The following is a 25,436-nucleotide window of genomic DNA, read 5'->3' as shown; positions in this document are numbered from 1 at the left end:
TATGTGCCTAGTGCTCTTTAAGCAGTGAGTGGGCTTGCTGAAGTTTGTTCTTCAAGTGCCCATTCAATGGCATTGGCCAACAGTGTTGCTCCGTAGGTCGTCATAATAGATTCCGGGTGGAACTGGAACCCGCAAACTTTATCTTCTTCATGTACAACAGACATTACCAAGTCATTCACTTCTGCTGTGATGGTTAGGCTCTCAGGAACCTTGGTCGCAACCAGCGAGTGGTAACGCGCAATTGCAAGTGGTGATGGTAGGTTTTGGTAAATGGCATGGCTTTGGTGCTCCATCATAGAGACCTTACCGTGAATGATTTCGCCTGCGCCAGCAACGGTGCCGCCGTACGCTTCAATAATCGCTTGGTGACCAAGACAAATGCCGATCATCGGAACTTTGCCTTTCATCCGTTGAATCAGTTCTGGCATTGAGCCTGCCTCTGACGGTGCACCAGGACCTGGTGATAGCAGAACCACTGGGTTTTCAAGCTCGTTTACTGCTTGTTCAATGGTTTGTGCTGGGATGTTATTTCGGTAAATCTTGACTGAGTGACCTAGCGAGCGGAACTGATCCACAAGGTTGTAGGTGAACGAGTCAAAGTTGTCGATAAAAATGATATTAGCCATCTCTGAACCCTATTCCTTATTTTGACTTGTGCGCTGCTTGAATAGCAGAGATTACGGCTTGTGCTTTGCCGCGTGTTTCGTCTGCTTCCGCTTGTGGATCAGAGTCAAAAACCACGCCTGCACCAGCTTGAACTTGAGCAATGCCATTTTCAACGTACGCTGAGCGAATTACTATACAAGTATCAAGCGTACCTTCACCAGTTAAGTAGCCCACAGCACCGCCGTAGCTACCGCGTCGTGCACCTTCTACATCACGAATCAACTGCATTGCGCGAATCTTAGGTGCGCCTGTTAGCGTGCCCATGTTCATACAAGCTTGATAAGCGTGCAGCGCATCCAGGTCTTCACGTAGTTGACCGACCACGCGTGATACTAAGTGCATTACGTGACTGTAGCGGTCCACTTTTAATAGGTCTGCCACGTGGCGAGTGCCAGCTTGAGCAATACGCGCTACATCGTTACGTGCTAGGTCAACCAACATCATGTGTTCTGCGTTTTCTTTCTTGTCGGTGCGCAGTTCAAGTTCGATACGGCTGTCTAAATCAAAGTCAATTTCACCGTTGGGACGTTTACCACGGCGACGCGTGCCCGCGATTGGGTAGATTTCAATTTGGTTGGTGTCGGTTTCATACTTAAGCGCACTCTCTGGTGACGCGCCAAACAAAGTGAACAGCTCATCTTGCATGTAAAACATGTAAGGGCTTGGGTTACTTTGTTTAAGCTCTTTGTATGCAGCGAGCGGTGACGGGCAAGGGAGAGTGAATCGACGTGACGGCACAACTTGGAACACATCGCCTTTCACTACGAACTGTTTTAAGTCACGAACGATCTGGCAGAAGTCATCATCAGAGACGCTTGGTTCAACCGTGATGTCGGTGATTTGCTCTGCACTTGGTAGCAGTTTTGGCGCAGCACATTGAGCGTTGATTTCTTCGATTCGAGTTTCAAGCGTTGTTTTTTCTGAATCATCAACAAACAATGTGGCCTGAAGCTGACAAGATTCCGTTTGATGATCCACAACCAACAACGTTTCCGCTATGTAGAAAACGTAATCTGGGCATTGGTTGGTTGCTTCCGCATTGCCAAGTGGCTCGAAGTTCGCGACTAAGTCGTAAGCAAACAGACCACCAAGGAAAATTGCGTGTTTGTCTTGCTTAGAAATATCAAAGCTGTGTTGAATCAAGCGCAGCGCATCAAAAGAAGAAGCCTCACGCAAGCGGGAATCTTCATCGAGTGTGTCACATGGTTGAGTGAATTCCAAAGTAAGCGTGTTGCCGTTGAATTGACGAGTGACTTCACCGCGCACATTTTGGTAGAGGTGCGTTAGTAGGTTCTTGCCGTTGTTTGTTAACGCGGTCATGGTAACCGTATGGTCAAAGCAAACAATGCGAACGGCCGAATCGACGATAAGTAATGACTTTAGATCTTGCTTTGAATCAATTTCAGCGGACTCTAGCAATAGACTGTCCGTTTTGTTTTCACATAATGTGTGAAACAAGCGCGTTGGATCTTGAGTATAAGGAACAGGTGTTGTTATCACCTCTAACTGTCCAAGCGTTTTAATCTCTATGGCCTTGTTCACAAGACCTCCTTATAGCTGTTGTATCTTCCTGCCGTACATAGTCGCATAAAGCAAACGTTCACCCAATCGAGTCGTGGTCAAAATTGATGAATGTTTAAGCAGTTAAATGTGAGATGGACGACAAAACAAAAAAGCCCGCTGAACTAGCGGGCTTTGCGACATTTAATTCTCTAAACTAAAAGTACACGTTCGCCCACCAAGAACTTGTCCAAGTGCGCCACCAAGCTAGATCAGCAGAACTCGCCTTATTGAGACGAACTGAAACTTTCGCTTTCTGGTCTTGGTTAAATTCTTGTAACATAGTGAGCCTTACAATAGGTACTTCGTATTTGTGTACTAGTAAACTGGTGCGGAGATTAAAAGTCAACCCCAAAACAGCATTAAAACGACAAAAAGATGAGAATTGATTTACACAGCCACACTACTGCCTCGGATGGTCGATTTACCCCGAGTGATTTGGTGGATAGGGCACTAAGTTTTGATATCGAGGTGTTGGCGATCACGGATCATGATACGGTTGACGGCTTAGCTCCGGCCAAGCAATACGTAGAAGAGAATAATCTTCCGATTAAAATCATCGACGGTATCGAAATTTCCACGGTTTGGCAGAACAAAGATATCCATATTGTTGGATTGAATGTGGATCCTGAAAACCCAGCGTTGACGAATCTTATCCAACAACAAAAAGCGCATCGCGTTGCGCGTTCTGAAATGATCGCCGAGCGATTGCAGAAAGCGACGCGAGAGGGAGTTTTAGAAGAAGTCCAGCACATTGCAGGGGACGCGCCCATTACACGAGCGCATTTTGCAAAATGGTTAGTAGATAATGGCTATGCCAAGAACATGCAGATGGTATTCAAGAAATATCTAACGCGCACGAATCCAGGATATGTACCACCAAATTGGTGTTCGATGAAAGAGGCCGTCGATGCCATTCATGCCGCTGGTGGACACGCGGTGTTAGCGCATCCAGGGCGTTATCAGCTGACAGCTAAGTGGGTAAAACGTCTATTAGCTGCGTTTGTTGAAGCGGGCGGTGATGCGATGGAAGTAGCGCAACCTCAACAAGCGCAACAAGAAAGGCGCACTTTGGCGGATTATGCTATACAATACAAACTATTAGCTTCCCAAGGCAGCGATTTTCACTATCCATCACCGTGGATGGAGTTGGGAAGAAACCTCTGGTTACCTGCGGGCGTAGAACCAGTTTGGAAAGATTGGGGAATTGATCCCTCGTTGAATAGCAACGAAATTAAGACTCCATAAAATATAGAGCCGAGAGGTTCGATAATGAGGAATTACAATGAGCCAGTTTTTTTACGTTCATCCAGAAAACCCACAGGCTCGCTTGATCAGTCAAGCAGTAGCAATCATTCGTAGTGGTGGCGTGGTTGTGTATCCAACCGATTCAGGTTATGCACTAGGCTGTCAATTGGAGAACAAACAGGCGTTGGAACGAATTTGTCAGATCCGCCGTCTGGATGACAAACACAACTTTACCTTGTTGTGTCGAGATTTGTCGGAGCTTTCTCTGTATGCACGTGTTGATAACTCGGCATTCCGACTACTAAAAAATAACACACCGGGTCCTTACACATTCATCTTCAAAGGCACAAAAGAAGTGCCGCGTCGCTTAATGAATGCGAAACGCAAGACGATTGGTATTCGTGTTCCGGACAACCGTATCGCGTTGGATTTATTAGAAGCACTGGGTGAGCCAATGATGTCTACCTCGCTTATCTTGCCTGGTAATGACGTAACGGAATCGGATCCAGAAGACATTCGTGACAAGCTAGAGCACGTAGTCGACGTGATTCTTAATGGCGGTTACCTTGGTGAACAACCGACAACGGTTGTTGATTTTAGCGAAGGCGACGCGGTAATTGCTCGTGTAGGCGCCGGTGATCCAGCTCCGTTTGAGTAAAATTTTTTAGCGATTACGAACGTTGATAACGATTGTTTCTTTATACAGTCAATAACGTTAGGAGGCATGTTTGCCTCCTTTTTTGTGATTGTTGGTCACAGAATCACAAAAAGAGAATGGAATTTTTCGAGAATTTGATGAGCGATTCTTTGGTCGATTTTGCTTACATTAAATTTGAGAATCTCGTATAATATCTGACTGAAAAAAATCCCATTAACTGGGTAACTTGCATAATGAAGGCCAATTTCGGTCTCGACGTCTGTGAAGACGACACATAGGTAGATAAATGAGCGAAAAGTTACAAAAAGTATTAGCACGTGCTGGCCACGGCTCTCGTCGCGAGATTGAAGCGTTAATCAAATCTGGTCGCGTTAGTGTAAATGGCATGGTAGCTAAACTTGGTGAGAGACTAGAAGATGAGAACAGCGTAGTTCGAATCGACGGTCACGTTGTGTCTGCAAAGGCACAAGAAGAAGTGATTTGTCGTGTACTGGCATACTACAAGCCGGAAGGTGAACTATGTACTCGTCACGATCCGGAAGGTCGTCGCACTGTTTTTGATCGTCTGCCAAAGATTCGTGGTTCTCGCTGGATTTCAGTGGGCCGTCTTGATGCAAACACTTCAGGCTTGTTGCTATTCACTACTGATGGTGAATTGGCTAACCGTCTAATGCACCCAAGTCGCCAAGTTGAACGTGAATACCTTGTTCGTGTTTTCGGTGACGTTACAGAACAAAAAGTAAAAAATCTAGTTCGCGGAGTTGAGCTAGAAGATGGTCTAGCGCGTTTCGAAGATGTGGTATATGCGGGTGGTGAGGGTATGAACCACACGTTTTATGTCGTGATCAACGAAGGTCGTAACCGTGAAGTACGTCGTCTGTGGGAATCGCAAGAAACGACAGTGAGCCGCTTGAAGCGTGTTCGTTATGGCGACATCTATCTAGATAAAAAACTGCCACGTGGCGGTTGGATGGAGCTTGATCTGAAAGAAGTAAACTACCTACGTGAGTTAGTAGAACTTCGTCCAGAGAAAGAAACCATGCTTGATCTTGATAAAGAAAATACATCACGCAAGCGTGAACGTGCGCGTAGCCAAAAAATTCGCCGCGCAGTTAAGCGCCATGAAGAGCGAGTAAGCGCACCGAAAGGTCGCAGCAATAACCCGTCTCGTCGTAAGCCAAGTAAATCGGCTGGCGAACAAGGTGGACGCAATAAGCATCGTTAATGATTAGCGAAACATTTGAAAGGCTTGCCAATTGGCAGGCCTTTTTCTTATCCATTATTTTATTTTTATCCCTTGTTTTACTTTCTTACCTATTGCCTTTGAAACGAATTTTTACACTGCTTAGAGCTTAGAGCTTAGAGCTTAGAGCTTAGAGCTTAGAGCTTGGGATTTAGACATAAAAAAACACCAGCACGAGGCTGGTGTTTGAATGCAAAATTGGTGAACGTTTTAATCACGTTTCCAAAGCATATGACAGAACTTATGTTCAGGATCTCGACTGATTAGCATACGAGCAAATACGTCATCAAGTACGTCATTTTCCTCGTTTACTAGGCCGATACGAACTTCTGCATACACTTCTTTGTCTACTTCGAAACCAACATGTTCAACCCAGTCATCACCAGTTTCAACAAGTTCGGCCGCTCCGCGATCTTCAAATTGTGCAGTAAACAGAATGACATCAGCAGGCTCTAGGTTGTCTGGAGCCATCTCAAGGAAGATGTCGTACGCTGCGTCGATAACGTCGTCGTAAGAAATCAAATCAGACATGCTTATGCTCGGCTCATGAACTTACGTTCAGTTGTGTTCACAATTACACGCTCGCCAGTTGCGATGTACTCTGGAACTTGAACAACAAGGCCAGAAGCAAAACGTGCTGGTTTAGTACGTGCAGAAGCAGATGCACCTTTGATTGATGGATCTGTTTCTTCAATAACAAGTTCAACAGAAGATGGAAGCTCGATACCAACAGCAGCGCCGTTTACTAGGATAATGTGGATACCTTGCGTGTCTTCATTGATGAATAGAAGCTCATCTTCAACTTCATTGTGCTTGAATGTGTATTGAGAGTAGTCTTCGTTGTCCATGAAAATGTGCTCATCGCCATCAGCGTATGAGTACATTACTGCACGTTTGTTCATTTCTACTGTGTCAACAACGTCATCAGACTTGTAACGCTCATCCACACGTGCGCCTGTCGTTAGATCAGTACAACGCATTTTGTAGATTTTTGAACCGCCACGACCACCAGGAGTCGTTACTTCGATGTCTTTTACTAGAAGAGTTTTACCATTAGACTCGATTGCGAAGCCTTTTTTGATTTCACTTGCCTTTGGCATTGTATTTTCCTATTACACTTATTAAGCAAAACTTTGTGATTATATACCCAACTTTGTTATCTGGCACCAAAATTCATCGCAGTAATTCGATCATCAATAAGCATTGTAACGGGCTTGATTCAAACGCAAGGCTAGTGGATCATATAACTCATCGTTTGTAATATGCTTGAGTTCGCGTTTTCTTTCATGTCTCTCCCTGTAATTAATCCACAGCAACCGTTTCAACCAGAGTTCGCGCCGTTGATCCGTGAAGTTATCATGTGTCTAAAAGGCGGGCTTGGGCCTAATCTTCATAGTGTATATGTTTATGGCAGTGTGGCACGAAAGACGGCGGTTTCAGGTCAATCTAATCTTGATTTGGTCGTAGTAACCAAATCGACCTTTGAGAGTAATCGTGCGACGTTAATTAATACGGTTAAGTGGCGTGCTCAGCAGGGGTACCCACATGTAAAGGGCGTGTCGATCCGTACTGCTGTCGTCAATGAAGTTGCGAATCTAGATAGCATCTTTACTTGGGGCTTTATGTTGAAACATTGCTGTGTATGCGTCTATGGCAATGATTTAAGTGATTGCTTTGGGGATTATGAGCCAAGTTGGGAGATAGCCAAGCACTGGAATATGGATGTGCAAGACTGGCTAACGGTTTATCGAACTAAGATAGCTCAAGCGCAAAGTATTGACGAGTTAGTGAGTGCGCAAGTGGTGATCGCTAAGAAGTTGCTAAGAGCATCTTATTCGTTGGTGATGTACCGAGATAAGCGTTGGTTTGATGATCCTATCGAGTGTGGGGCGGTATTTTTAAAGTACCACCCAGAAAAACAAGTTGAGATTGAACGTCTTGGTATTTTACTTTCAGGTCGGAGTATTCCTAAGCGTTCGGTAATTGGGCTCATTGACGTCTTCGGTGATTGGTTGGTGAAGCAATATCAAAAAACCGAATTTCGAATAGGTTGATTCTAACCTTACGCGAAGTCGTTTCTGATTGGGATCGTGGCTTCGCATAATTATGTTTAGAATAGTCCCATCTGTGGGGCAGACAATTGCTCAAAATCGGTACCAATAAACGGCAAGATCGCATCAGCGACAGGTTTTAACTGCTTATCAATATAGTGTTGATAATCGATTGGGCTTGATGAGTATTCTCTCGGCTCAGGGCCATTTACGGTGATCAAATATTCAATACGTCCACGGTTTTGATATTGTAAAGGGCGTCCTAGTTTTGCGTTGATATCATCCGCTATGCGCGCAGCGCGTACTTGTGGGGGGATATTTTTTTGGTATTCGTGTAACTTGCGGCGCAGACGTTTTTGATACACCAGCTGATCATTGAACTCGCCGCTGTTGGTTTTTTCTACAACCTCGCGAACGTAATCACTCGGATCTTCACCATGGAATATCATTTGATACAGCGTGTTTTGAAACTTTTGTGCTAATGGTGTCCAATCTGTTCGTGCGCTTTCGAGCCCTTTAAAGATGATGCGCTCGTGTTCACCCTCTCCAATTAAACCCGCGTAGCGTTTTTTCGACCCAGTTTCTGCACCACGAATCGTCGGCATCAAAAATTTGCGATAGTGGGTTTCATATTCGAGTTCAAGGATCGAGTTTAGATTGTACTCGCAACGCAAGTGGTCACTCCACCATTGGTTGATATAGTCGACCAACTCATTACCAATCTTATCTGCGTCTGCTTGGCTAAACGCGCCATTTAAAGACACAAAAGTCGAGTCCGTATCACCATAAATCACCTGATAGCCTTTCTCTTCGATGAGCACCTTAGTTTGCTTCATGATCTCGTGCCCACGCATAGTGATGCTAGACGCGAGGCGTGTATCAAAGAAGCGACAACCAGAAGAGCCCAAAACACCATAAAATGAGTTCATGATGATCTTAATTGCTTGAGAGAATGCTTTTTCGTTATTTTTCTTTGCGATATCTCTGGCTGCCCAGAGGTTTTCGATCATCTCTGGTAAGAAGTGTTTGGTGCGATGAAATTGGCCGCCTCGAAAGCCGGGAACAGATTGATGGTCGAGTTTGCCGATTTCTTGTTGTAAGCCCTCAATCAACCCCATAGGGTCAATGAGAAATGAGCGAATAATAGAGGGGTAAAGGCTCTTAAAGTCTAAGACTAAAACAGATTCGTACAGGTTGGGTATTGAGTCCATCACATAACCGCCGGGACTCGCAATCCAATCTTCTGGGTGTAGGTTTGGTGCTACGTAGCCCGCGCGATGAATCTGTGGTAAATATAAGTTAGTAAACGCCGCGACAGAACCGCCAATGCGATCAAGCTCGACACCGGTTAAGCGAGAGCGCTCAATGGCAAAATCAAGTAGGTGAGTATGATTGAAGATTTTGTTTACCAAAACACAATCTTGTAAGTTGTATTTTGCTAACGAGGGTTTATCGGAACGGTACATGCGATTAATTTCATCCATTCGGTCATGCACGTTATGAATTTCTTTACCCTCACCAAGCAGTTCTTGAGAGACCGACTCCAGTGACCAAGAGCGAAAGTGATAGGTCGCCGTCTTTAAGGTATCAATACCATCTAGAACGACACGCCCAGGTATCGAGATAAACCCTTGTTGACTTTGAGCGGAGCTACGGAAAAAACTCGCTTGATCAGCACGGCCAAGCATTAACTTCATGTTATGCCACTCAGCACGCTTATGCAGTAAGCGAAAATCGAAGTCGATAACGTTCCAACCTATAATTACGTCTGGGTCAAAACAGTTAAACCAATCGATCAATGCTTCAAGCAAGGCACGTTCGTCTTTTACCCATTGAATCGACGTTTCTGCCGGTTCAGGCGTACCAATCATGATGACGCGAGAGTCAGCTGGGCTGTCTAACCCAATTGAGTATAAAATGCCTTTTTCAGAACACTCTACATCGAGTGAAACGACATGAAGTTTCGGTTGGTATTCACCACGGCGGCATTTGGCATTTAGGACTCGTTGGAAACCATTTTGAATTTGTATATTGCCGGTGTACTCCATGCTTCCTTTAATGAAGCGCTCCATTAAGTAGCGATCCGCGAGTCGTATATCGCCCTCGTAGTGCGTCAGTTCATTTTGGTTTAGTAGATCCTGCAGCGCCAATGCATCTCGGGTAGTGTGCGAATAGCAGGCTGCGAGTGGCTTGAGTTGGAAATTCTTTAACTCTAACGGGCGAATATCACAAGCAATATGATGAGTTTGAGCCAACTTTTTGACTTGTTCAATATGATCATGCAGGAGAAAAAATACCGGTTTTTCTTCTTGAATAAGCAGTTGAGTTGGGCCGTTATCTGTCGACAGCCAAAGCTCTATTTGTGTTTTTCCTTTTATATCTCGAGCTTGTCGAGTCAGAAGAAAGCCTTGCTGGATATTCAAGAGTGGGAAACCTTAACAATCGAAATAAGTAATGATTCTATCACTCAATGGCCTAAATAGCCTCAATTCGGGATAATCGAAGCCATTCAAAACGACGCTTTTAACGTCTAATGTCGTTAAAATGAACGCTATAGACCCGCGATTGATTTGTCTTTTGGTCTCATCGCCCATCTAAAATAGACGTGCTGACTTTTGCATTTGATTATATTGCTCATAAATTGAGCAATATAGGTTTTTAATCCCAAGTTGAGGTTAAATGGAATTGCACGAGCAAATGGTAATGAGATAGTACTATTCATGAAGTAGGATAATAGGGAAACGGTTGCTTAATGAATGACCATTTGTTCTAGATATTTAGCTTAACTGAACAATATGAAACTTAGTTTCTTGATTTATGGGCGTTTATGTTGTTAATTAGCGTAATATTTAAAATTGGTTCTGCATTCTGCTCTTTTGAACAATTGAGTGGCTGGTGAATAAGTTCTTGCTAAAGTTTGCGTTTCAGCACATATTCAAAGAAAGCAATTTTGTGCCTAATGCGTTAGTATAAGGCCTCATACTGATATCCACATTTAATTACCATTATGTGGGTGCAGAACCAAACCAAGTGTGGAGATACAAGTTTGATAAATGTTTTCCTTGTAGATGATCACGAGCTGGTTCGCACAGGGATACGACGTATTATTGAAGACGTCCGTGGAATGAACGTAGCAGGAGAAGCTGACAGCGGTGAAGAAGCAGTAAAATGGTGTCGTAGTAATCATGCCGACGTCGTTTTGATGGATATGAACATGCCGGGTATCGGCGGTTTAGAAGCCACAAAGAAAATTCTTCGCGTGAATCCTGATGTAAAAATTATCGTTTTGACCGTTCATACGGAAAATCCGTTCCCAACTAAGGTGATGCAGGCGGGGGCTTCTGGTTACTTAACCAAAGGTGCAGGTCCCGACGAGATGGTCAATGCCATTCGTGTGGTTAAAAGTGGACAACGTTATATTTCTCCGGAAATAGCGCAGCAGATGGCATTGAGTCAATTCTCGCCTGCGTCAGAAAATCCATTTAAAGACCTTTCAGAGCGTGAATTGCAGATCATGATGATGATCACCAAAGGCCAGAAAGTAACGGATATTTCTGAACAGTTGAATTTAAGTCCAAAAACAGTCAATAGTTACCGCTATCGCTTGTTTAATAAACTGGACATTAACGGTGACGTTGAGTTAACACACTTAGCGATCCGCCACGGAATGCTGGATACCGAGACCCTTTAGCGTGAATCCTATTTTCGATTCGGCTTCCTTTCTCAAGACAGTTACTCATCAGCCCGGCGTTTACAGAATGTACAACGCCGAGGCTGTTGTTATTTATGTCGGTAAAGCCAAAGATCTTCAAAAGCGCCTTTCTAGTTATTTTCGTAAGAAAGTCGACAGCGAGAAAACTCGCGCCCTCGTTAGTAATATTGCCAAAATTGATGTCACTGTCACGCATACGGAGACAGAAGCACTTATCCTTGAGCATAATTACATCAAGCAGTATTTGCCTAAATACAACGTGCTTTTGCGCGATGATAAATCTTACCCTTACATTTTTATAAGTGGCCACAAACATCCACGGTTGTCGATGCATCGTGGTGCGAAAAAGCGTAAAGGTGAGTATTTTGGTCCCTATCCCGACTCAGGGGCGGTTCGCGAAACGTTGCATTTACTGCAGAAAATATTTCCCGTCCGTCAATGCGAAGACACGGTCTATTCCAACCGAACTCGTCCTTGTTTGATGTATCAAATTGGTCGCTGTGCAGGCCCATGTGTCAGTACAATCATTTCTGAACAAGACTACGGAGAATTAGTGGGCTTCGTTCGTCTATTTTTACAAGGGAAAGACAAGCAAGTTCTAGAACAGCTGATTGTGAAGATGGAACAAGCGAGTCAACAACTTCGTTTTGAAGATGCGGCCAAGTTTCGAGATCAAATCCAAGCGATTCGAAGAGTGCAAGAGCAGCAGTTTGTATCTGAGGATACTTTGGATGACATGGACGTGTTAGGTTTTGCACAAGAAAAAGGCATCGCTTGTATACACATTCTGATGATTCGCCAAGGTAAAGTGCTCGGCAGTCGAAGTCATTTTCCTAAGATCCCTCACAATACAAGTCAACAGGAAGTCTTTGATAGTTTCTTATCTCAATACTATTTAAGCCACAATGAAGCTCGTACGATCCCGACACGTATCATTTTGAATCAAGAGTTAGGAGAGAACATCGCTTCTTTTCAGCAAGCGCTAAGTGATGTAGCAGGGCGTAAAATACGTTTCCACACATCACCGACGGGCTCTCGTGGCCGCTATCTGAAGTTGTCCAATACAAACGCTCTGACCGCGCTTACTGCGAAGATTAACCATAAGATGACCATTAACCAACGCTTCAAAGCATTACGAGAAGTGTTGGGTTTAGAGTCTATTACTCGTATGGAGTGTTTTGATATCTCTCATACGATGGGGGAGAGTACTATCGCCTCTTGTGTGGTCTTCAATAGTGAGGGACCGGTTAAGCAAGAGTATCGTCGCTATAACATCACAGGGATAACCGGAGGCGATGACTATGCTGCGATGGGACAAGCATTAGAGCGCCGTTATTCTAAACAGTTGGATGTCGAGAAAATACCGGACATCATCTTTATTGATGGTGGCAAAGGTCAACTCAACCGTGCTCATGAGATTATTTCGCAATATTGGGGAGATTGGCCAAAGCGTCCAACCATGATCGGTATTGCCAAAGGGGTGACTCGTAAACCAGGTCTTGAAACCTTAATTACCGTAGATGGTGGTGAGTTTAATTTGCCAAGTGATGCACCAGCATTGCATTTGATTCAACATATCCGAGATGAGAGTCATAATCATGCAATCGCAGGCCATCGAGCGAAACGTGGAAAGACGAGAAGAACCAGTGCGTTAGAAGGAATTGAGGGTGTAGGACCGAAACGTCGCCAAGCTTTGCTCAAATATATGGGCGGTTTACAGGAATTGAAGCGTGCGAGTGTCGAAGAAATCGCCAAAGTGCCAGGAATTAGCCACTCTTTGGCAGAAATTATTTTCCAAGCATTGAAACAATAAAGAAAATCCCGCAACATTAAGCCGCAATGTGTAAGAGAATAATAAAATGCGTTTGAATATCCCGAACATTCTGTCCCTACTAAGACTGTTCCTAATCCCAGTTTTTGTGGTTGTCTTCTATCTACCTTACTCTTGGGCACCATTTGCCGCCGCAATGGTATTTTGGGTTGCAGGCTTTACGGATTGGTTAGATGGCATGTTAGCCCGAAAATTGGGCCAAACCTCTCGCTTTGGTGCCTTTATCGATCCAGTTGCGGATAAAGTACTTGTCGCCACAGCCTTAATTTTGATTACTGAACATTACCATACGATTTGGGTCACTATCCCAGCAGTGACTATGATAGCGCGTGAAATCATTATCTCTGCATTGCGTGAATGGATGGCTGAAATTGGTAAACGAGCCAGTGTTGCTGTTTCATGGGTAGGGAAAGTGAAAACCGTTTCACAGATGTTTGCACTTTGGGTTCTGATTTGGCGTTACGACGATTGGATGGTATGGGTTGGTTTTGGTGCACTTTACGTTGCGACATTCCTGACTTATTGGTCAATGGTTCAGTATCTCGCTGCGGCGAAAGATGACTTGCTCAATGAAGAGCATCACTGATTGTTACCGCTCGTACGAATAGCATTTTAAGAAGCAGGCTTGATGGCCTGCTTTTTTATTCCAGAATAAAAATCATCATGAATGTGATCTAAGTCTTGTTTTTGTTTTCTTCATATTAAATGTCGCGTTTAACAAGTAATACTTAATGATAATAAGGGAAGATCTTTTATTGATATTCGCTAGCGTAGTAGCCCAATATTCATGATAAACAAGTGTATTTGGGATTTTTTAGTACTAAAACCAAGCAATTTATGGCGTTTCGAACAAATTGTGGTCAAACGATTTAAAAAACTAAAAATAGTGTTGACTCGAATGCTCGAATCCGTAGAATGCATCCCGTACCCAAGAGAGCACGGCTTGAAAGGGTGGTGAAAGAAGTTAACTTCATTCACAAAGATGGCGCCTTGGCAGAGTGGCTATGCAGCGGATTGCAAATCCGTGGACCTCGGTTCGACTCCGGGAGGCGCCTCCATTCTTTTGAAAGTGAATGACTTTCGAGAATAAATGCGACACTAGCTCAGTTGGTAGAGCGCAACCTTGCCAAGGTTGAGGTCACGAGTTCGAACCTCGTGTGTCGCTCCAAAAATTTAAAGATATGGCTTTTTTAGCGGTATCGGATGGTGTTTTACTTTTCTGTAAAGGCATCACAAAGAAATTTGTGTGCCCTGGTGGTGGAATTGGTAGACACAAGGGATTTAAAATCCCTCGACGTTCGCGTTGTGCCGGTTCAAGTCCGGCCCGGGGCACCATCTCAAACATTGCGACACTAGCTCAGTTGGTAGAGCGCAACCTTGCCAAGGTTGAGGTCACGAGTTCGAACCTCGTGTGTCGCTCCAAACTTCAAAGCCCAGCATTTATGTTGGGCTTTTTAGTATCCGAACATTTGTCTAAATGTGCGTTCCATTCGTTGTTTTCCCAATCTCATCCAGAACAATACCCGTTCACCTCTGTTTGTTCTAATACACATCTAATACTCAAGTAAGATTAGTCACAGTAAAAGCTTGATCATTATTGCTTGTCAAAATCGCTGTTTCGCGCGTTATAACATATTGATTAGAATCATTAGTTTTCTGAAATTTATGCTTTTTCTCAAGTGCTTTTCTTGGCATAACTTACTGCTTATGTATTATTCGGCTTAGTATCATTTATGAGTGATATGTGAAAAATTATTTCCAGATGATTTTAATTTGTGATAAATTTCCGCGCAATCTCGGAGCGTAATTATACGGCACATCTCTGGGGGATACGCGTAATGACCATTCAAGCTGATTGTGACATTACGTAGGGTAGGTATTGGCAAAGCCATTTGTCGATAGACGGGATACTAATGCTGCAAGTTCAGCATGTTTATGGGAAACCCAACATTGAAACTTTTTAACACACACACACTAATCAGCTTCATTTTACCGAAATGTCCAGTTCTTCAAAACGGGTGCATTACGGAGCCTTGATTATTCCTCAACATCGTTAAAAGTCTCACTTACCTGAGACGGTGTATCTGTACCTGTCGTTTTGCTTCGGCGGTGCGGAGGTGTATCTATTTCCTACTATTTAATATTAATAAAAATAAATATAGGAAAGAGAATAATTATAATTCAAGGGACTATGTAGTATGAGCACTGCCTTTGAAGTCGATAATACTATCGCAAATTTCTTTTCTGCTCAGATTCCTATTGTTGACGGGGTCTATGATTTAACGCCGGATCAAATTTTGATTGAGCAGGAGGAACATGAATCTGAAGTTCGTTCTTATCCTCGTCGCTTACCGATTGCGATCAAACAAGCTTATGGGTGTTTGGTGGAAGATTCTCGAGGTCAAATCTTCTTGGACTGCTTAGCTGGTGCAGGCACGCTAGCTTTGGGTTATAACCACCCAGAGATTAACCAAGCACTAAAAGAACAGTTGGATGCGGGCTTACCGTATCAGACACTTGATATTGCAACATCGGCGAAAACGCATTTCATCAAGTCAGTGAAAGACTTTCTTCCTCAAGATATGAGTGATAATTGTGTTGTTCAATTCTGTGGTCCGTCAGGGGCTGATGCCGTTGAAGCGGCGATTAAGCTCGCTAAACAAACCACGGGCCGTAACACTATGTTTGCTTTTCGTGGTGCCTACCATGGTATGACGAATGGCACCATGGGTATGATGGGTAACTTGGGCACTAAGGCTCGTCGTACCGGTTTGATGTCAGACGTACACTTTATGCCTTTCCCATACAGCTTACGTTGTCCATTTGGTTTAGGCGGTGACGAGGGCGCGAAAGCGAGTATTCGTTACATAGAACGTTTATTGAATGACGATGAGGCAGGCATCATGAAGCCCGCTGCGATCATTGTCGAGCCAGTACAAGGCGAAGGTGGTGTTATTCCTGCTCCTGCATTCTGGCTACGTGAGTTGCGACGCATTTGTGACGATCACGGCATCTTGCTGATTTTCGACGAAATTCAATGTGGTGTTGGCAAGTCTGGTCATAATTTCGCATTCGAAGAAGCCGGTATCGTGCCTGATATTTTATGTTTGTCTAAAGCAATCGGTGGTGGCTTGCCAATGTCATTATTGGTGATCAACAAACAACACGACACATGGAAGCCTGGCGAGCATACGGGTACTTTCCGTGGCAACCAACTCGCAATGGTCTCAGGTGCAAAAGCACTAGAAATCATCCAACGCGACAACCTTGTTGAACATGCGAACGTTGCCGGTCAGTACTTACGCTTTGGTCTTGAGAGCATTCAAAAACGCGTTAACTGTATTGCAGATGTACGCGGCAAAGGCTTAATGCTTGGCGTTGAGATTAAGAACCCAAATGGCGAACTAAACAAGTTCGGTGAGCCTTTGTCAGATGGCCAACTTACTCTTGCTATTCAACGTGCGGCGCTTGAGCGTGGATTGATGGTAGAAAAGGGCGGCCGCGACGGTTCAGTCATCCGTTTCCTTCCTCCACTCATTATCTCTTTTGAGCAAATCGATTTTGCCCTCCGAGTATTGGAAGACGCAATTATCGCGGCGGGTGGTAGCCACATTGAAACAGACCCACAAGAAGAGTGGAAAAAGCACTTCATTCAAACCGGTGAACTTGGTGGTACTGAGTTTGCGTCAGTGATGAACCACATGACTGCAGCAATGAAGTCGGTGTTTGAGCAGGTCAACACGCCATACTCAGGAATGGATCCTAAATTACTCGAAGCGGCTATCAACTCGGTTGATTTGGATAACAAGAACGCACCGCTCAAATCGGTGATTGATGAGGCGGCTGAACTCGTTGCAAAGAATGCCATCTTCACTCAACACCCTGATTGTATTGCTCACCTACACACGCCTCCATTGATGCCTGCGATAGCGGCAGAAGCCATGATTGCAGCGTTGAACCAATCAATGGATTCATGGGATCAAGCATCGTCAGCGACTTACGTTGAACAAAAAGTGATCGGCTGGCTGTGCAATAAATACGAGCTAGGTAATCAGGCCGACGGTATTTTCACTAGCGGTGGTACGCAAAGCAACCAGATGGGCTTAATGCTGGCGCGTGACTGGATGGCAGATAAGCTAAGCGGTCACTCTATTCAGAAGTTGGGTCTGCCCGATTACGCAGACAAACTGCGCATTGTATGTTCGAAGAAATCACACTTCACTGTTCAAAAGTCAGCTTCTTGGATGGGACTTGGTGAGAAAGCGGTGATGACTGTCGATGCGAACGCTGACGGTACCATGGATGTTACTCAGTTAGATCAAGTTCTAACCCAGGCAAAAGCAGAAGGTTTGATTCCATTTTCTATTGTTGGCACCGCGGGTACGACCGATCACGGCGCAATTGACGATCTTGATTTCATTGCTGATATGGCAGCGAAACATGAAATGTGGATGCACGTTGATGGCGCGTACGGTGGCGCACTGATTCTTAGCAGCCACAAATCACGCCTGAAAGGTGTAGAGCGTGCGCACTCGATCAGTGTCGACTTCCACAAACTCTTCTACCAAACAATCAGCTGCGGTGCGTTGCTGGTGAATGACAAGTCGAACTTCAAGTTCTTACTTCATCATGCGGACTACTTAAACCGTGAACACGATGAACTGCCAAACTTGGTCGACAAATCCATCGCAACCACGAAGCGTTTTGATGCATTGAAAGTTTTTATGACGATGCAAAACGTGGGCCCTAAAGCGCTTGGCGATATGTACGATCACTTGTTAGCACAAACACAACAAGTGGCTGACATGATTCGCGCACACGATCAGTTTGAACTTCTGGCTGACCCAGCACTTTCTACGGTTCTATTCCGCGCAACAAACGTCCGTGCAACAAATGTCCATATAAAAAACGCATCTGCAGATTTAGATGAACTAAATAAAGCATTGCGTCTAGAAGCGTTGACTCGTGGTATCGCAGTACTTGGAGAAACCATCGTCGATGGTAAGACCGCTCTTAAATTTACGATTTTGAATCCTTGTTTGACGACATCGGACTTTGAATCTTTGCTCTTGAAAATCAACACGCTAGCCGTTGAGCTAGTTTAATAAAGGTAACGGAAAACTATGGCAGTTCTACAGATTGGTGCAGGCGGCGTTGGCTGGGTTGTTGCACACAAAGCGGCACAAAACAACGACGTTCTGGGTGATATCACAATCGCATCACGTACTATTGGTAAGTGTGAGAAGATCATCGAATCGATTCAGAAGAAAAACAACCTGAAAGATTCAACTAAGAAACTAGATGCGCGCGCAGTTAACGCTGACGACGTAGATTCTCTGGTTGCTCTTATTGAAGAAGTTAAACCGGATCTCGTAATTAACGCGGGTCCTCCGTGGGTTAACATGCCAATCATGGAAGCGTGTTACCGAGCAAAAGTTTCATACCTAGACACATCTGTGGCCGTTGACCTATGTTCTGAAGGTCAGCAAGTTCCTGAAGCTTATGATTGGCAATGGGGCTACCGCGAGAAGTTCGAAGAAGCGGGCATCACGGGTATCCTAGGCGCTGGTTTCGATCCAGGCGTAGTATCGGTATTCGCGGCGTACGCAGTGAAGCATCTGTTTGATGAAATTGATACGATCGACGTAATGGATGTGAATGCAGGCGACCACGGTAAGAAGTTTGCAACCAACTTTGACCCAGAAACAAACATGCTTGAGATCCAAGGCGACTCGTTCTACTGGGAAAACGGCGAGTGGAAACAAGTGCCTTGCCACTCTCGTATGCTAGAGTTTGATTTCCCGAACTGTGGTTCACACAAAGTTTACTCAATGGCGCACGATGAAGTTCGCTCAATGAAAGAATTCATCCCGGCAAAACGCATTGAATTCTGGATGGGGTTCGGTGACCGTTACCTAAACTATTTCAACGTAATGCGTGATATTGGCCTACTAAGTCCAGAACCACTAACGCTACACGACGGTACAGTCGTTCAACCTCTACACGTGTTAAAAGCGATGTTGCCTGATCCAACGTCTCTAGCACCTGGCTACACTGGCCTAACGTGTATCGGTACTTGGGTTCAAGGTAAGAAAGACGGTAAAGAGCGCAGCGTGTTTATCTACAACAACGCAGACCATGAAGTCGCGTACGAAGACGTTGAACACCAAGCGATCTCTTACACAACAGGTGTGCCAGCAATTACAGCCGCGCTGCAATTCTTCCGTGGCGAATGGGCAGATAAAGGTGTGTTCAACATGGAACAGCTAAACCCAGATCCGTTCCTAGAAACAATGCCAACAATCGGCCTTGATTGGCATGTTCAGGAGTTGGAAGCAGGTCAGGGCTTACCGCTGATTCACGAACTGAACAAATAAGTTTTATTATTAAATTTGTTTAGATAATTCGAGCAGTCATGGTCAAAAGCCGTGACTGCTTTTGTCGTATTTGAGTTTAGCCCCTCCCAGTCTCCTTTTCTTAAAGGGGACGTTAAAGGGGGTAACGTGTGATGAAAATGGTGAGTTATGAGTAAAGAGCAACTTAAAACCCCGTACTTTATGATCAATGAAGATAAGTTGGTTGAGAACCTAGAAAAAGCGAAGCAGCTAAAAGACATTTCTGGTGTAAAGTTGGTGTTGGCACTGAAGTGCTTCTCAACATGGGGTGTATTCGACATCATCAAGCCTTACTTAGATGGCACGACTAGCTCTGGTCCGTTTGAAGTGAAGCTTGGCTACGAAACTTTCGGTGGTGAAACGCACGCATACAGTGTTGGCTATAGCGAAGACGATGTGCGAGAAGTCGCTGATATCTGTGACAAGATGATTTTTAACTCACAGTCACAGCTAGCAGCTTACCGTCATGTTGTTGAGGGCAAAGCATCTATTGGCTTGCGCTTAAACCCAGGTGTAAGTTACGCGGGGCAAGATTTAGCGAATCCTGCTCGTCAGTTCTCTCGACTTGGCGTACAAGCTGACCACATTAAGCCGGAAATTTTCGATGGCATTGATGGTGTGATGTTCCACATGAACTGTGAGAACAAAGACGTGGACGCGTTCATCGCCTTGTTGGATTCGATCTCGGAACAGTTTGGCGAATACCTGAATAAACTTGATTGGGTCAGTATGGGCGGTGGTGTATTCTTCACATGGCCGGGCTACGACATCGAGAAGTTAGGCTTAGCGCTGAAAGCGTTCTCGAAAAAGCACGGAGTACAAATGTACTTAGAACCGGGAGAGGCAATCATCACAAAAACGACCGACCTTGTCGTGACCGTTGTAGATATTGTTGAAAACGTGAAGAAGACGGCGATTGTGGATTCGGCAACGGAAGCTCACCGCTTGGATACCCTTATCTACAATGAGCCTGCGTCTATCCTAGAAGCATCAGAAAACGGCGAGCACGAGTACGTGATTGGTTCTTGCTCTTGCCTAGCGGGTGATCAGTTCTGTGTGGCGAACTTTGAACAACCACTGGAGATCGGCCAGCGTCTGCATATTCTAGATAGTGCGGGTTACACCATGGTGAAGTTGAACTGGTTTAATGGCTTGCGTATGCCATCTGTGTATTGCCAACGTTCAAATGGTGAGATTCAAAAACTAAACGAATTTGATTACTCAGATTTCAAACGCTCGTTATCTCAGTGGACGGTGAAATAACCACTAATCCACCCGCTGGAAACGTAAAAAGAGCAGCGATGGCTGCTCTTTTTTGTACTTCGTGAATGACTAGCTATATGAGGTATCGTTCGAAAATACCCTAGAATCCAGCGATTAGCTTTCAACAATCACGCGAGTGTCTTCACTTAGTGATTCAAGCTCATTCACCACGTCATCGAGTTCAAGTTCACTTGGTAATTTGATGGCCAATTTTGCGCTAAACAAACTGGAACTTATACCACCGCCGCCAGCAATGAATACTCGCTGACAGTCCATATCAAGTATAGAGATACCTTGGCTATCAAGTACATGAGTGATCTCGTTGACGATGCCTCCGCGGTCATTGGCATCTAAACGTAACTGAAATATCGTCTCTTCACGGTGTGAATGAGGGCCGGAGTCGACGAACTTCACGACTAGGGTTTGACAAGCAGAGAACGCGTCTTTTACTGTCTCGGCGTTTTCTTCAGGAAGCTCAATTTTAATCACGCCAGCCACTTGGTCCTCAATAAAGTTCACTTTACTGATTAACCATTTGCCCCCATTTTCATGTGTGACCGCCGCAAGTTGTTTGATGGTCGCAGGTGAAGCCTGACCGACGAAGTTTACGATAAATACAGTGTTCATAATGTCCCCTCCCAGATAAGGTTTGGACGCGGCACGCATTTACGCATCGCTGAAGTGATTGGAACTTAAGTTATTGGAATAAGTCCTTTTATTTCAGTGTAGGTGCTGAGAGAGGGTAATGTTTGATAAAGGTCAATTTTTCACACTAATTCGTGATGCAAATAATGAAAACTACGCTTAGGGCACAAAAAAAGCAGTCCGGAGACTGCTATTTGAATGTGTTGCTTTGCTTTAAATATTCTCAATTACTTAGAAAGAGACTTTCATCTCAAAGCCGTAGAATTGGCGATCGTAGCTCGCCCCAGCGTTCATTGCGAATTTAGCCGCATCCTGGTTACCAAACCAAGGAGAAGAGGCGAACTGGAATTCTGCGCTGCCGCCCCAAGCGTCTGACACCCAGTAGTGAATATGGCCGACAGGGTTTAGGAAGAATAGTGATACATCACCTATGGTTTCTGACCCCATGACTTCTCCACCGCCAGCAATAATATCTTGTTCTGCGCTGAGCATCATTTCACCAACGACTGCTCCGAAGAAAGGCGTAATGAAAATATCTTGCCATGATGGCACTTCGGCAAACGCTTCTACACCATATTCCCAAAAGAACGTCGACATGGTTGCAGAGTATAAGAACGATTCGAATTCGTTGTAACCTGCGTGACGTGCTGCCGTATAGTAAACCCCACCAAAGTATGGGTGCATGATGTAGTTAAGAAAGTGTTCGTCACGATCCCACACAGGGCCACTTGATACATTGTCTTTCCACTTACTGCCGAGCTTACTCATGTCACGATCATCGTCGTCCCATTTGGTAATACTTTCTGGTAGAAACGTCATTAAACCAACAGTCGCAACACTTAGACCTAAAATGGTGTAAGTTTGCCCCATAAGGTAATCCCAATCTTTGTCTTTTGGAACAATAAGATGTTTCGGTTGAAGACCAGCATCAAGATCAAGTGAGTCATTGCTATCCAGTCCCATTGCGAAGCTGCGATTTTGAGGTTCGAAGCTATACAGCGTGGTCGTTTCGCAGTAACCTGACAAACAATCAGGTGTGTAAGAAAACTCACTATGGCGGGTCATGTCATATTGGCTAGCGTTTGCGGCTGCAGACGCTGTCAGTACGAGACCGCTAAAAGTCTTCTTGAACATGGATAATTTTGACACAGAGGTCTCCGAGTTGTTGGTTTAATGATCTAGCGCACAATTATCCCTTAAAAGCACAGCCATGAAAATAGTTGACCTAAATTTAATCTCAACAAATAGATATACCTAAGTGACTTTAAGGTGCAGAATTCTTGTTGAAAGGCGTCTGTTTAGGTTGCTTAGGTATAGAGATTAGTCTAATAAAATGAAAATGATATAGGCACAAAGTCGAAAAAAGTGAATGTTGCCCAATTTCAGGAGTCAGTTGTGAAAATTGCTATGCTTAGTACCGGTGAAGAAGTGCTTCACGGTGATATTGTTGATACGAATGCGGCGTGGTTATCTAGCTTGTTTTATCAACATGGTTTTGGCTTAACCAAACGCTCTACAGTCGGTGATAAACTATCTAGCCTAATCGAAGAATTCCTGATGTTGAGCTTCAATAATGATGTTGTGATCGTTAATGGCGGTTTAGGCCCAACGACGGATGACATGAGTGCAACGGCAGCGGCAAGAGCAGCTGATTGTAAATTGGTATTGTTTAGAGAATGGTTAGGACACTTAGAAGCCATGTATGCTCGACGTGGTATTCCTATGCCTGACAGCAATTTAAAACAAGCTATGTTGCCCGAAATTGCGGACATTGTAGACAATCCTATTGGTACGGCTTGTGGCTTTAAAATGCTGATCAACGATGCGATATTTTATTTCACCCCGGGTGTACCGAGTGAATTTAAACTTATGGCGGAAACTCAGATTTTACCGGATTTAAAGAAACACTTCCCTGAAGTGGAAAGCTCGTCTTGTAGCCGTATTTATACGTTTGGACTTTCTGAATCCGGGATTTCAGATACGCTTGACCAAATGAAACTTCCTCACGGGTACGAACTGGGTTATCGCTCTTATTTACCATTCATTGAAGTAAAATTATTTGGCCCATCGAATCAAGTCGAACAACGCGTGAAGCTCATACAGATTATTCATAAGCATCTTGAAACCAATACCGTGAGTGTTGATATGCCCATGGTGGATCATGTTGGTCAACTGTTGGCAGATAAACGGTTAACATTGTCAGTTTCTGAAAAGAGCAGTGCAGGGCACTTAACCTATTGGCTCAACGGGAATGAAAACATAGCAAAACAATTTGGTCATGGTTGGGTGTTGTCGGGTCACCATGCTACGATTTTGGATGAAAATGATCCGCTTGCTGCGACATTTGCGTTTGCTGGTGCTACGCGTGAGAAATGCGGAACAGACTTAGCTTTGGTGACGGGAAATATTGACGATAGTGTCTTTTCTGTGGCGCTCTCCACAGAGGCAGGGGAGTGGGGGGCATTGTATAAGCTATCAAGAAAGTATCAGCGTGATGACCAGGTGAAAGTTATTAGTGCAGTGGCGCTCGACTTGCTAAGGCGCTACTTGGAACGTAAACCGATGTCCGCTCGATATTCGTTTCTTGAGAAAGTGAAAGAGATGCACATTCCGAATAGTGCGCTTTAATCGATGCTCAACTTACCGATATCCAGATAATAAGAAGCCAAGGCAATCGCCTTGGCTTCTTAGTATTCACTAAAACTAAACTTATGCGCGTTTTTCTTTCATCGTATAGTTAACACCGTTCAGTGAAACACTGGATTTCGCTTTACAGATACAAGGCAGAATTTCATCAGCTTGTGTGTAAGCCATTGCAAAACCAACATACTCCACTTCGCCAGACTCCAGCTTACAGCGGCAAGCACCACAGTGACCATCGCGGCAATTGTATTCAGGCAGCAGACCAGCTTGTTCCATCGTCTCCAAAATCGTATTGGATGGATTGGATTCAATGCTGATAAGTTTGTTGATTTTGATTGTTGGCATTACAGCTCAAATCCTTCAAAGTCGTTAGCGCTGATCTCATTATCAATTTGACCAACAAGGTAAGAAGAGATTTCTGCTTCTTGTGGTGCAACTTGAACGTTATCTGATGATAACCACGCATTAATCCAAGGAATTGGGTTTGTCGTTGCGTTAGGGTATGCCGCAGGTAGGCCTACCGCTTGCATACGAATGTTTGTGATGTATTCAACGTATTGGCTCAGGATGTCTTTGTTTAGACCGATCATAGAGCCGTCTTTGAAGAGGTATTCTGCCCACTCTTTCTCTTGCTCTGCCGCTTCTTTGAATAGGTCAAAACACTCTTGTTTTGCTTCTTCTGCGATTTGCATGAAAGAGAAATCATCTTGGCCGTTACGCAGCAAGTTAATCATATGCTGAGTACCACTCAAGTGCAGCGCTTCGTCACGAGCTATGAGCTTGATGATTTTTGCGTTACCTTCCATCAGCTCACGTTCAGCGAAAGCAAATGAACATGCGAAACTTACATAGAAACGAATAGCTTCTAGTGCGTTTACAGACATCAAACAGATGTAGAGTTTCTTTTTCAACTCGTAAAGACTGATCTTAACCGTTTCGCCGTTGATAACATGCGAACCTTCGCCGTAACGATGGTAATCGTTCGTTGCTTGGATCAAGTCATCGTAGTAGTGCGCGATGTCTTTTGCACGCTTTAGGATGTGCTCGTTCTCAACAATGTCATCAAACACGACACTTGGATCGTTCACGATGTTGCGAATGATGTGCGTGTATGAACGAGAGTGAATCGTTTCAGAAAATGACCAAGTCTCAATCCATGTTTCTAGCTCTGGCAGAGAAACAAGTGGAAGAAGCGCAACGTTCGGGCTGCGACCTTGGATTGAATCTAGGAGCGTTTGATACTTCAAGTTTGAGATGAAGATATGCTTTTCGTGATCAGGCAGTTTGTTGTAGTCAATACGGTCGCTTGATACGTCAACTTCTTCTGGACGCCAAAAGAAAGATAATTGCTTTTCGATCAGCTTTTCAAAAATTTCGAACTTTTGCTGGTCGTAGCGTGCAACGTTAACCGATTGACCTAGGAACATTGGTTCCTTTAGTTGGTCATTTTTGTTCTGGTTAAAAGTACTGTAAGCCATAATGCCTCAATTCCTTTTAAACCTCCCCGTAGAGGGAGGTTCT

General features: G+C 44.4%; 21 protein-coding genes, 4 tRNA genes and 1 other annotated feature. Of the genes, 15 read left to right on the top strand and 10 right to left on the bottom strand.

Annotated features, from left to right (window positions below; genetic code table 11):
- Positions 1-17: 17 nt before the first annotated feature.
- The 3 genes from KHN78_RS01985 to KHN78_RS01975 form a co-directional block, all read right to left on the bottom strand.
- Positions 18-626 carry an aminodeoxychorismate/anthranilate synthase component II gene (locus tag KHN78_RS01985; RefSeq protein ID WP_211919587.1) on the bottom strand — a complete coding sequence of 203 codons (609 nt, stop codon included), beginning with the start codon at positions 624-626 and terminating at the stop codon, positions 18-20.
- Between the two features lie 16 nt (positions 627-642).
- Positions 643-2,208, bottom strand: a complete 1,566-nt coding sequence (locus KHN78_RS01980) for an anthranilate synthase component 1 (protein ID WP_211919585.1) — start codon at positions 2,206-2,208, stop codon at positions 643-645.
- A 125-nt stretch (positions 2,209-2,333) separates the two neighbouring features.
- Positions 2,334-2,437 (bottom strand) — a sequence feature (Trp leader region).
- The gene (locus KHN78_RS01975; RefSeq protein ID WP_211919583.1) at positions 2,384-2,509 is read right to left on the bottom strand and encodes a Trp operon leader peptide; all 126 of its coding nucleotides are present in this window, start codon (positions 2,507-2,509) and stop codon (positions 2,384-2,386) included. It overlaps the preceding feature by 54 nt.
- 95 nt (positions 2,510-2,604) lie before the next feature.
- On the opposite strand from KHN78_RS01975, the gene rnm reads away from it, so the two are divergent.
- The 3 genes from rnm to rluB all read left to right on the top strand — a co-directional run bounded on the left by rnm (position 2,605) and on the right by rluB (position 5,357).
- Positions 2,605-3,474, top strand: a complete 870-nt coding sequence (gene rnm / locus KHN78_RS01970) for an RNase RNM (RefSeq protein WP_211919581.1) — start codon at positions 2,605-2,607, stop codon at positions 3,472-3,474.
- A 37-nt stretch (positions 3,475-3,511) separates the two neighbouring features.
- The gene (locus tag KHN78_RS01965) at positions 3,512-4,132 is read left to right on the top strand and encodes an L-threonylcarbamoyladenylate synthase (protein WP_211919579.1); all 621 of its coding nucleotides are present in this window, start codon (positions 3,512-3,514) and stop codon (positions 4,130-4,132) included.
- 286 nt (positions 4,133-4,418) lie between these two features.
- Positions 4,419-5,357, top strand: coding sequence for a 23S rRNA pseudouridine(2605) synthase RluB (rluB, locus tag KHN78_RS01960; protein ID WP_211919577.1), 939 nt, complete (start codon positions 4,419-4,421; stop codon positions 5,355-5,357).
- A 228-nt stretch (positions 5,358-5,585) separates the two neighbouring features.
- Here rluB and KHN78_RS01955 read toward each other — a convergent pair whose 3' ends face one another.
- Together KHN78_RS01955 and yeiP are read right to left on the bottom strand one after the other, a co-directional pair.
- Positions 5,586-5,906 (bottom strand): HI1450 family dsDNA-mimic protein, encoded by a 321-nt coding sequence (locus tag KHN78_RS01955; protein ID WP_128811144.1) that lies wholly within the window; start codon positions 5,904-5,906, stop codon positions 5,586-5,588.
- A gap of 2 nt (positions 5,907-5,908) precedes the next feature.
- Positions 5,909-6,475, bottom strand: coding sequence for an elongation factor P-like protein YeiP (gene yeiP, locus KHN78_RS01950; RefSeq protein ID WP_128811143.1), 567 nt, complete (start codon positions 6,473-6,475; stop codon positions 5,909-5,911).
- A gap of 186 nt (positions 6,476-6,661) precedes the next feature.
- On the opposite strand from yeiP, the gene KHN78_RS01945 reads away from it, so the two are divergent.
- Positions 6,662-7,429, top strand: coding sequence for a nucleotidyltransferase domain-containing protein (locus tag KHN78_RS01945; protein WP_211919575.1), 768 nt, complete (start codon positions 6,662-6,664; stop codon positions 7,427-7,429).
- Positions 7,430-7,485: 56 nt separating this feature from the next.
- Here KHN78_RS01945 and KHN78_RS01940 read toward each other — a convergent pair whose 3' ends face one another.
- Positions 7,486-9,849, bottom strand: a complete 2,364-nt coding sequence (locus KHN78_RS01940; RefSeq protein WP_211919573.1) for a DNA polymerase II — start codon at positions 9,847-9,849, stop codon at positions 7,486-7,488.
- A 623-nt stretch (positions 9,850-10,472) separates the two neighbouring features.
- Here KHN78_RS01940 and uvrY point away from each other — a divergent pair.
- The 10 genes from uvrY (at position 10,473) to nspC (ending at position 20,627) form a co-directional block, all read left to right on the top strand.
- Positions 10,473-11,117 (top strand): UvrY/SirA/GacA family response regulator transcription factor, encoded by a 645-nt coding sequence (uvrY, locus tag KHN78_RS01935; protein ID WP_128811140.1) that lies wholly within the window; start codon positions 10,473-10,475, stop codon positions 11,115-11,117.
- A gap of 1 nt (position 11,118) precedes the next feature.
- Positions 11,119-12,951 (top strand): excinuclease ABC subunit UvrC, encoded by a 1,833-nt coding sequence (gene uvrC / locus KHN78_RS01930; RefSeq protein ID WP_211919571.1) that lies wholly within the window; start codon positions 11,119-11,121, stop codon positions 12,949-12,951.
- Positions 12,952-12,997: 46 nt separating this feature from the next.
- Entirely contained in the window at positions 12,998-13,555 is a 558-nt protein-coding gene (gene pgsA / locus KHN78_RS01925; protein WP_128811138.1) for a CDP-diacylglycerol--glycerol-3-phosphate 3-phosphatidyltransferase, read from the top strand.
- Between the two features lie 398 nt (positions 13,556-13,953).
- Positions 13,954-14,027: transfer RNA gene (locus KHN78_RS01920), tRNA-Cys, on the top strand.
- Positions 14,028-14,061: 34 nt separating this feature from the next.
- A tRNA-Gly gene (locus tag KHN78_RS01915) sits at positions 14,062-14,137 on the top strand.
- Positions 14,138-14,217: 80 nt separating this feature from the next.
- Positions 14,218-14,304 (top strand) — tRNA-Leu (locus KHN78_RS01910).
- Between the two features lie 11 nt (positions 14,305-14,315).
- A tRNA-Gly gene (locus KHN78_RS01905) sits at positions 14,316-14,391 on the top strand.
- Positions 14,392-15,167: 776 nt separating this feature from the next.
- On the top strand, positions 15,168-18,074 hold the full coding sequence (locus tag KHN78_RS01900; protein WP_211919569.1) for a pyridoxal phosphate-dependent class III aminotransferase: 2,907 nt from the start codon (positions 15,168-15,170) through the stop codon (positions 18,072-18,074).
- 18 nt (positions 18,075-18,092) lie between these two features.
- The gene (locus tag KHN78_RS01895) at positions 18,093-19,346 is read left to right on the top strand and encodes a carboxynorspermidine synthase (protein WP_211919567.1); all 1,254 of its coding nucleotides are present in this window, start codon (positions 18,093-18,095) and stop codon (positions 19,344-19,346) included.
- Positions 19,347-19,493: 147 nt separating this feature from the next.
- Positions 19,494-20,627 (top strand): carboxynorspermidine decarboxylase, encoded by a 1,134-nt coding sequence (nspC, locus tag KHN78_RS01890; RefSeq protein ID WP_211919565.1) that lies wholly within the window; start codon positions 19,494-19,496, stop codon positions 20,625-20,627.
- A 114-nt stretch (positions 20,628-20,741) separates the two neighbouring features.
- Here the strand turns inward: nspC and KHN78_RS01885 are convergent, their stop codons facing one another.
- Together KHN78_RS01885 and KHN78_RS01880 are read right to left on the bottom strand one after the other, a co-directional pair.
- Positions 20,742-21,254: a glycine cleavage system protein R gene (locus KHN78_RS01885; RefSeq protein WP_128811134.1), complete on the bottom strand. Its 513-nt coding sequence runs from the start codon at positions 21,252-21,254 to the stop codon at positions 20,742-20,744.
- A 249-nt stretch (positions 21,255-21,503) separates the two neighbouring features.
- Entirely contained in the window at positions 21,504-22,406 is a 903-nt protein-coding gene (locus KHN78_RS01880) for a DUF3943 domain-containing protein (RefSeq protein ID WP_211919965.1), read from the bottom strand.
- Positions 22,407-22,667: 261 nt separating this feature from the next.
- Here KHN78_RS01880 and KHN78_RS01875 point away from each other — a divergent pair, with 261 nt between their 5' ends.
- The gene (locus tag KHN78_RS01875; protein WP_211919563.1) at positions 22,668-23,900 is read left to right on the top strand and encodes a CinA family nicotinamide mononucleotide deamidase-related protein; all 1,233 of its coding nucleotides are present in this window, start codon (positions 22,668-22,670) and stop codon (positions 23,898-23,900) included.
- Between the two features lie 81 nt (positions 23,901-23,981).
- On the opposite strand, the gene yfaE is transcribed toward KHN78_RS01875, so the two are convergent.
- Entirely contained in the window at positions 23,982-24,260 is a 279-nt protein-coding gene (yfaE, locus tag KHN78_RS01870) for a class I ribonucleotide reductase maintenance protein YfaE (RefSeq protein WP_211919561.1), read from the bottom strand.
- Positions 24,260-25,393, bottom strand: coding sequence for a class Ia ribonucleoside-diphosphate reductase subunit beta (gene nrdB, locus KHN78_RS01865; RefSeq protein WP_211919559.1), 1,134 nt, complete (start codon positions 25,391-25,393; stop codon positions 24,260-24,262). Before nrdB ends, yfaE begins: the two co-directional genes overlap by 1 nt.
- Between the last annotated feature and the right edge of the window lie 43 nt (positions 25,394-25,436).

The sequence above is a fragment of the Vibrio sp. B1REV9 genome (assembly GCF_905175395.2).
GTDB classification, from domain to species: Bacteria; Pseudomonadota; Gammaproteobacteria; order Enterobacterales; family Vibrionaceae; genus Vibrio; species Vibrio alfacsensis.
Note: the sequence above shows the minus strand (reverse complement) of the source record. Positions and strands in the feature narration are given on the sequence as shown.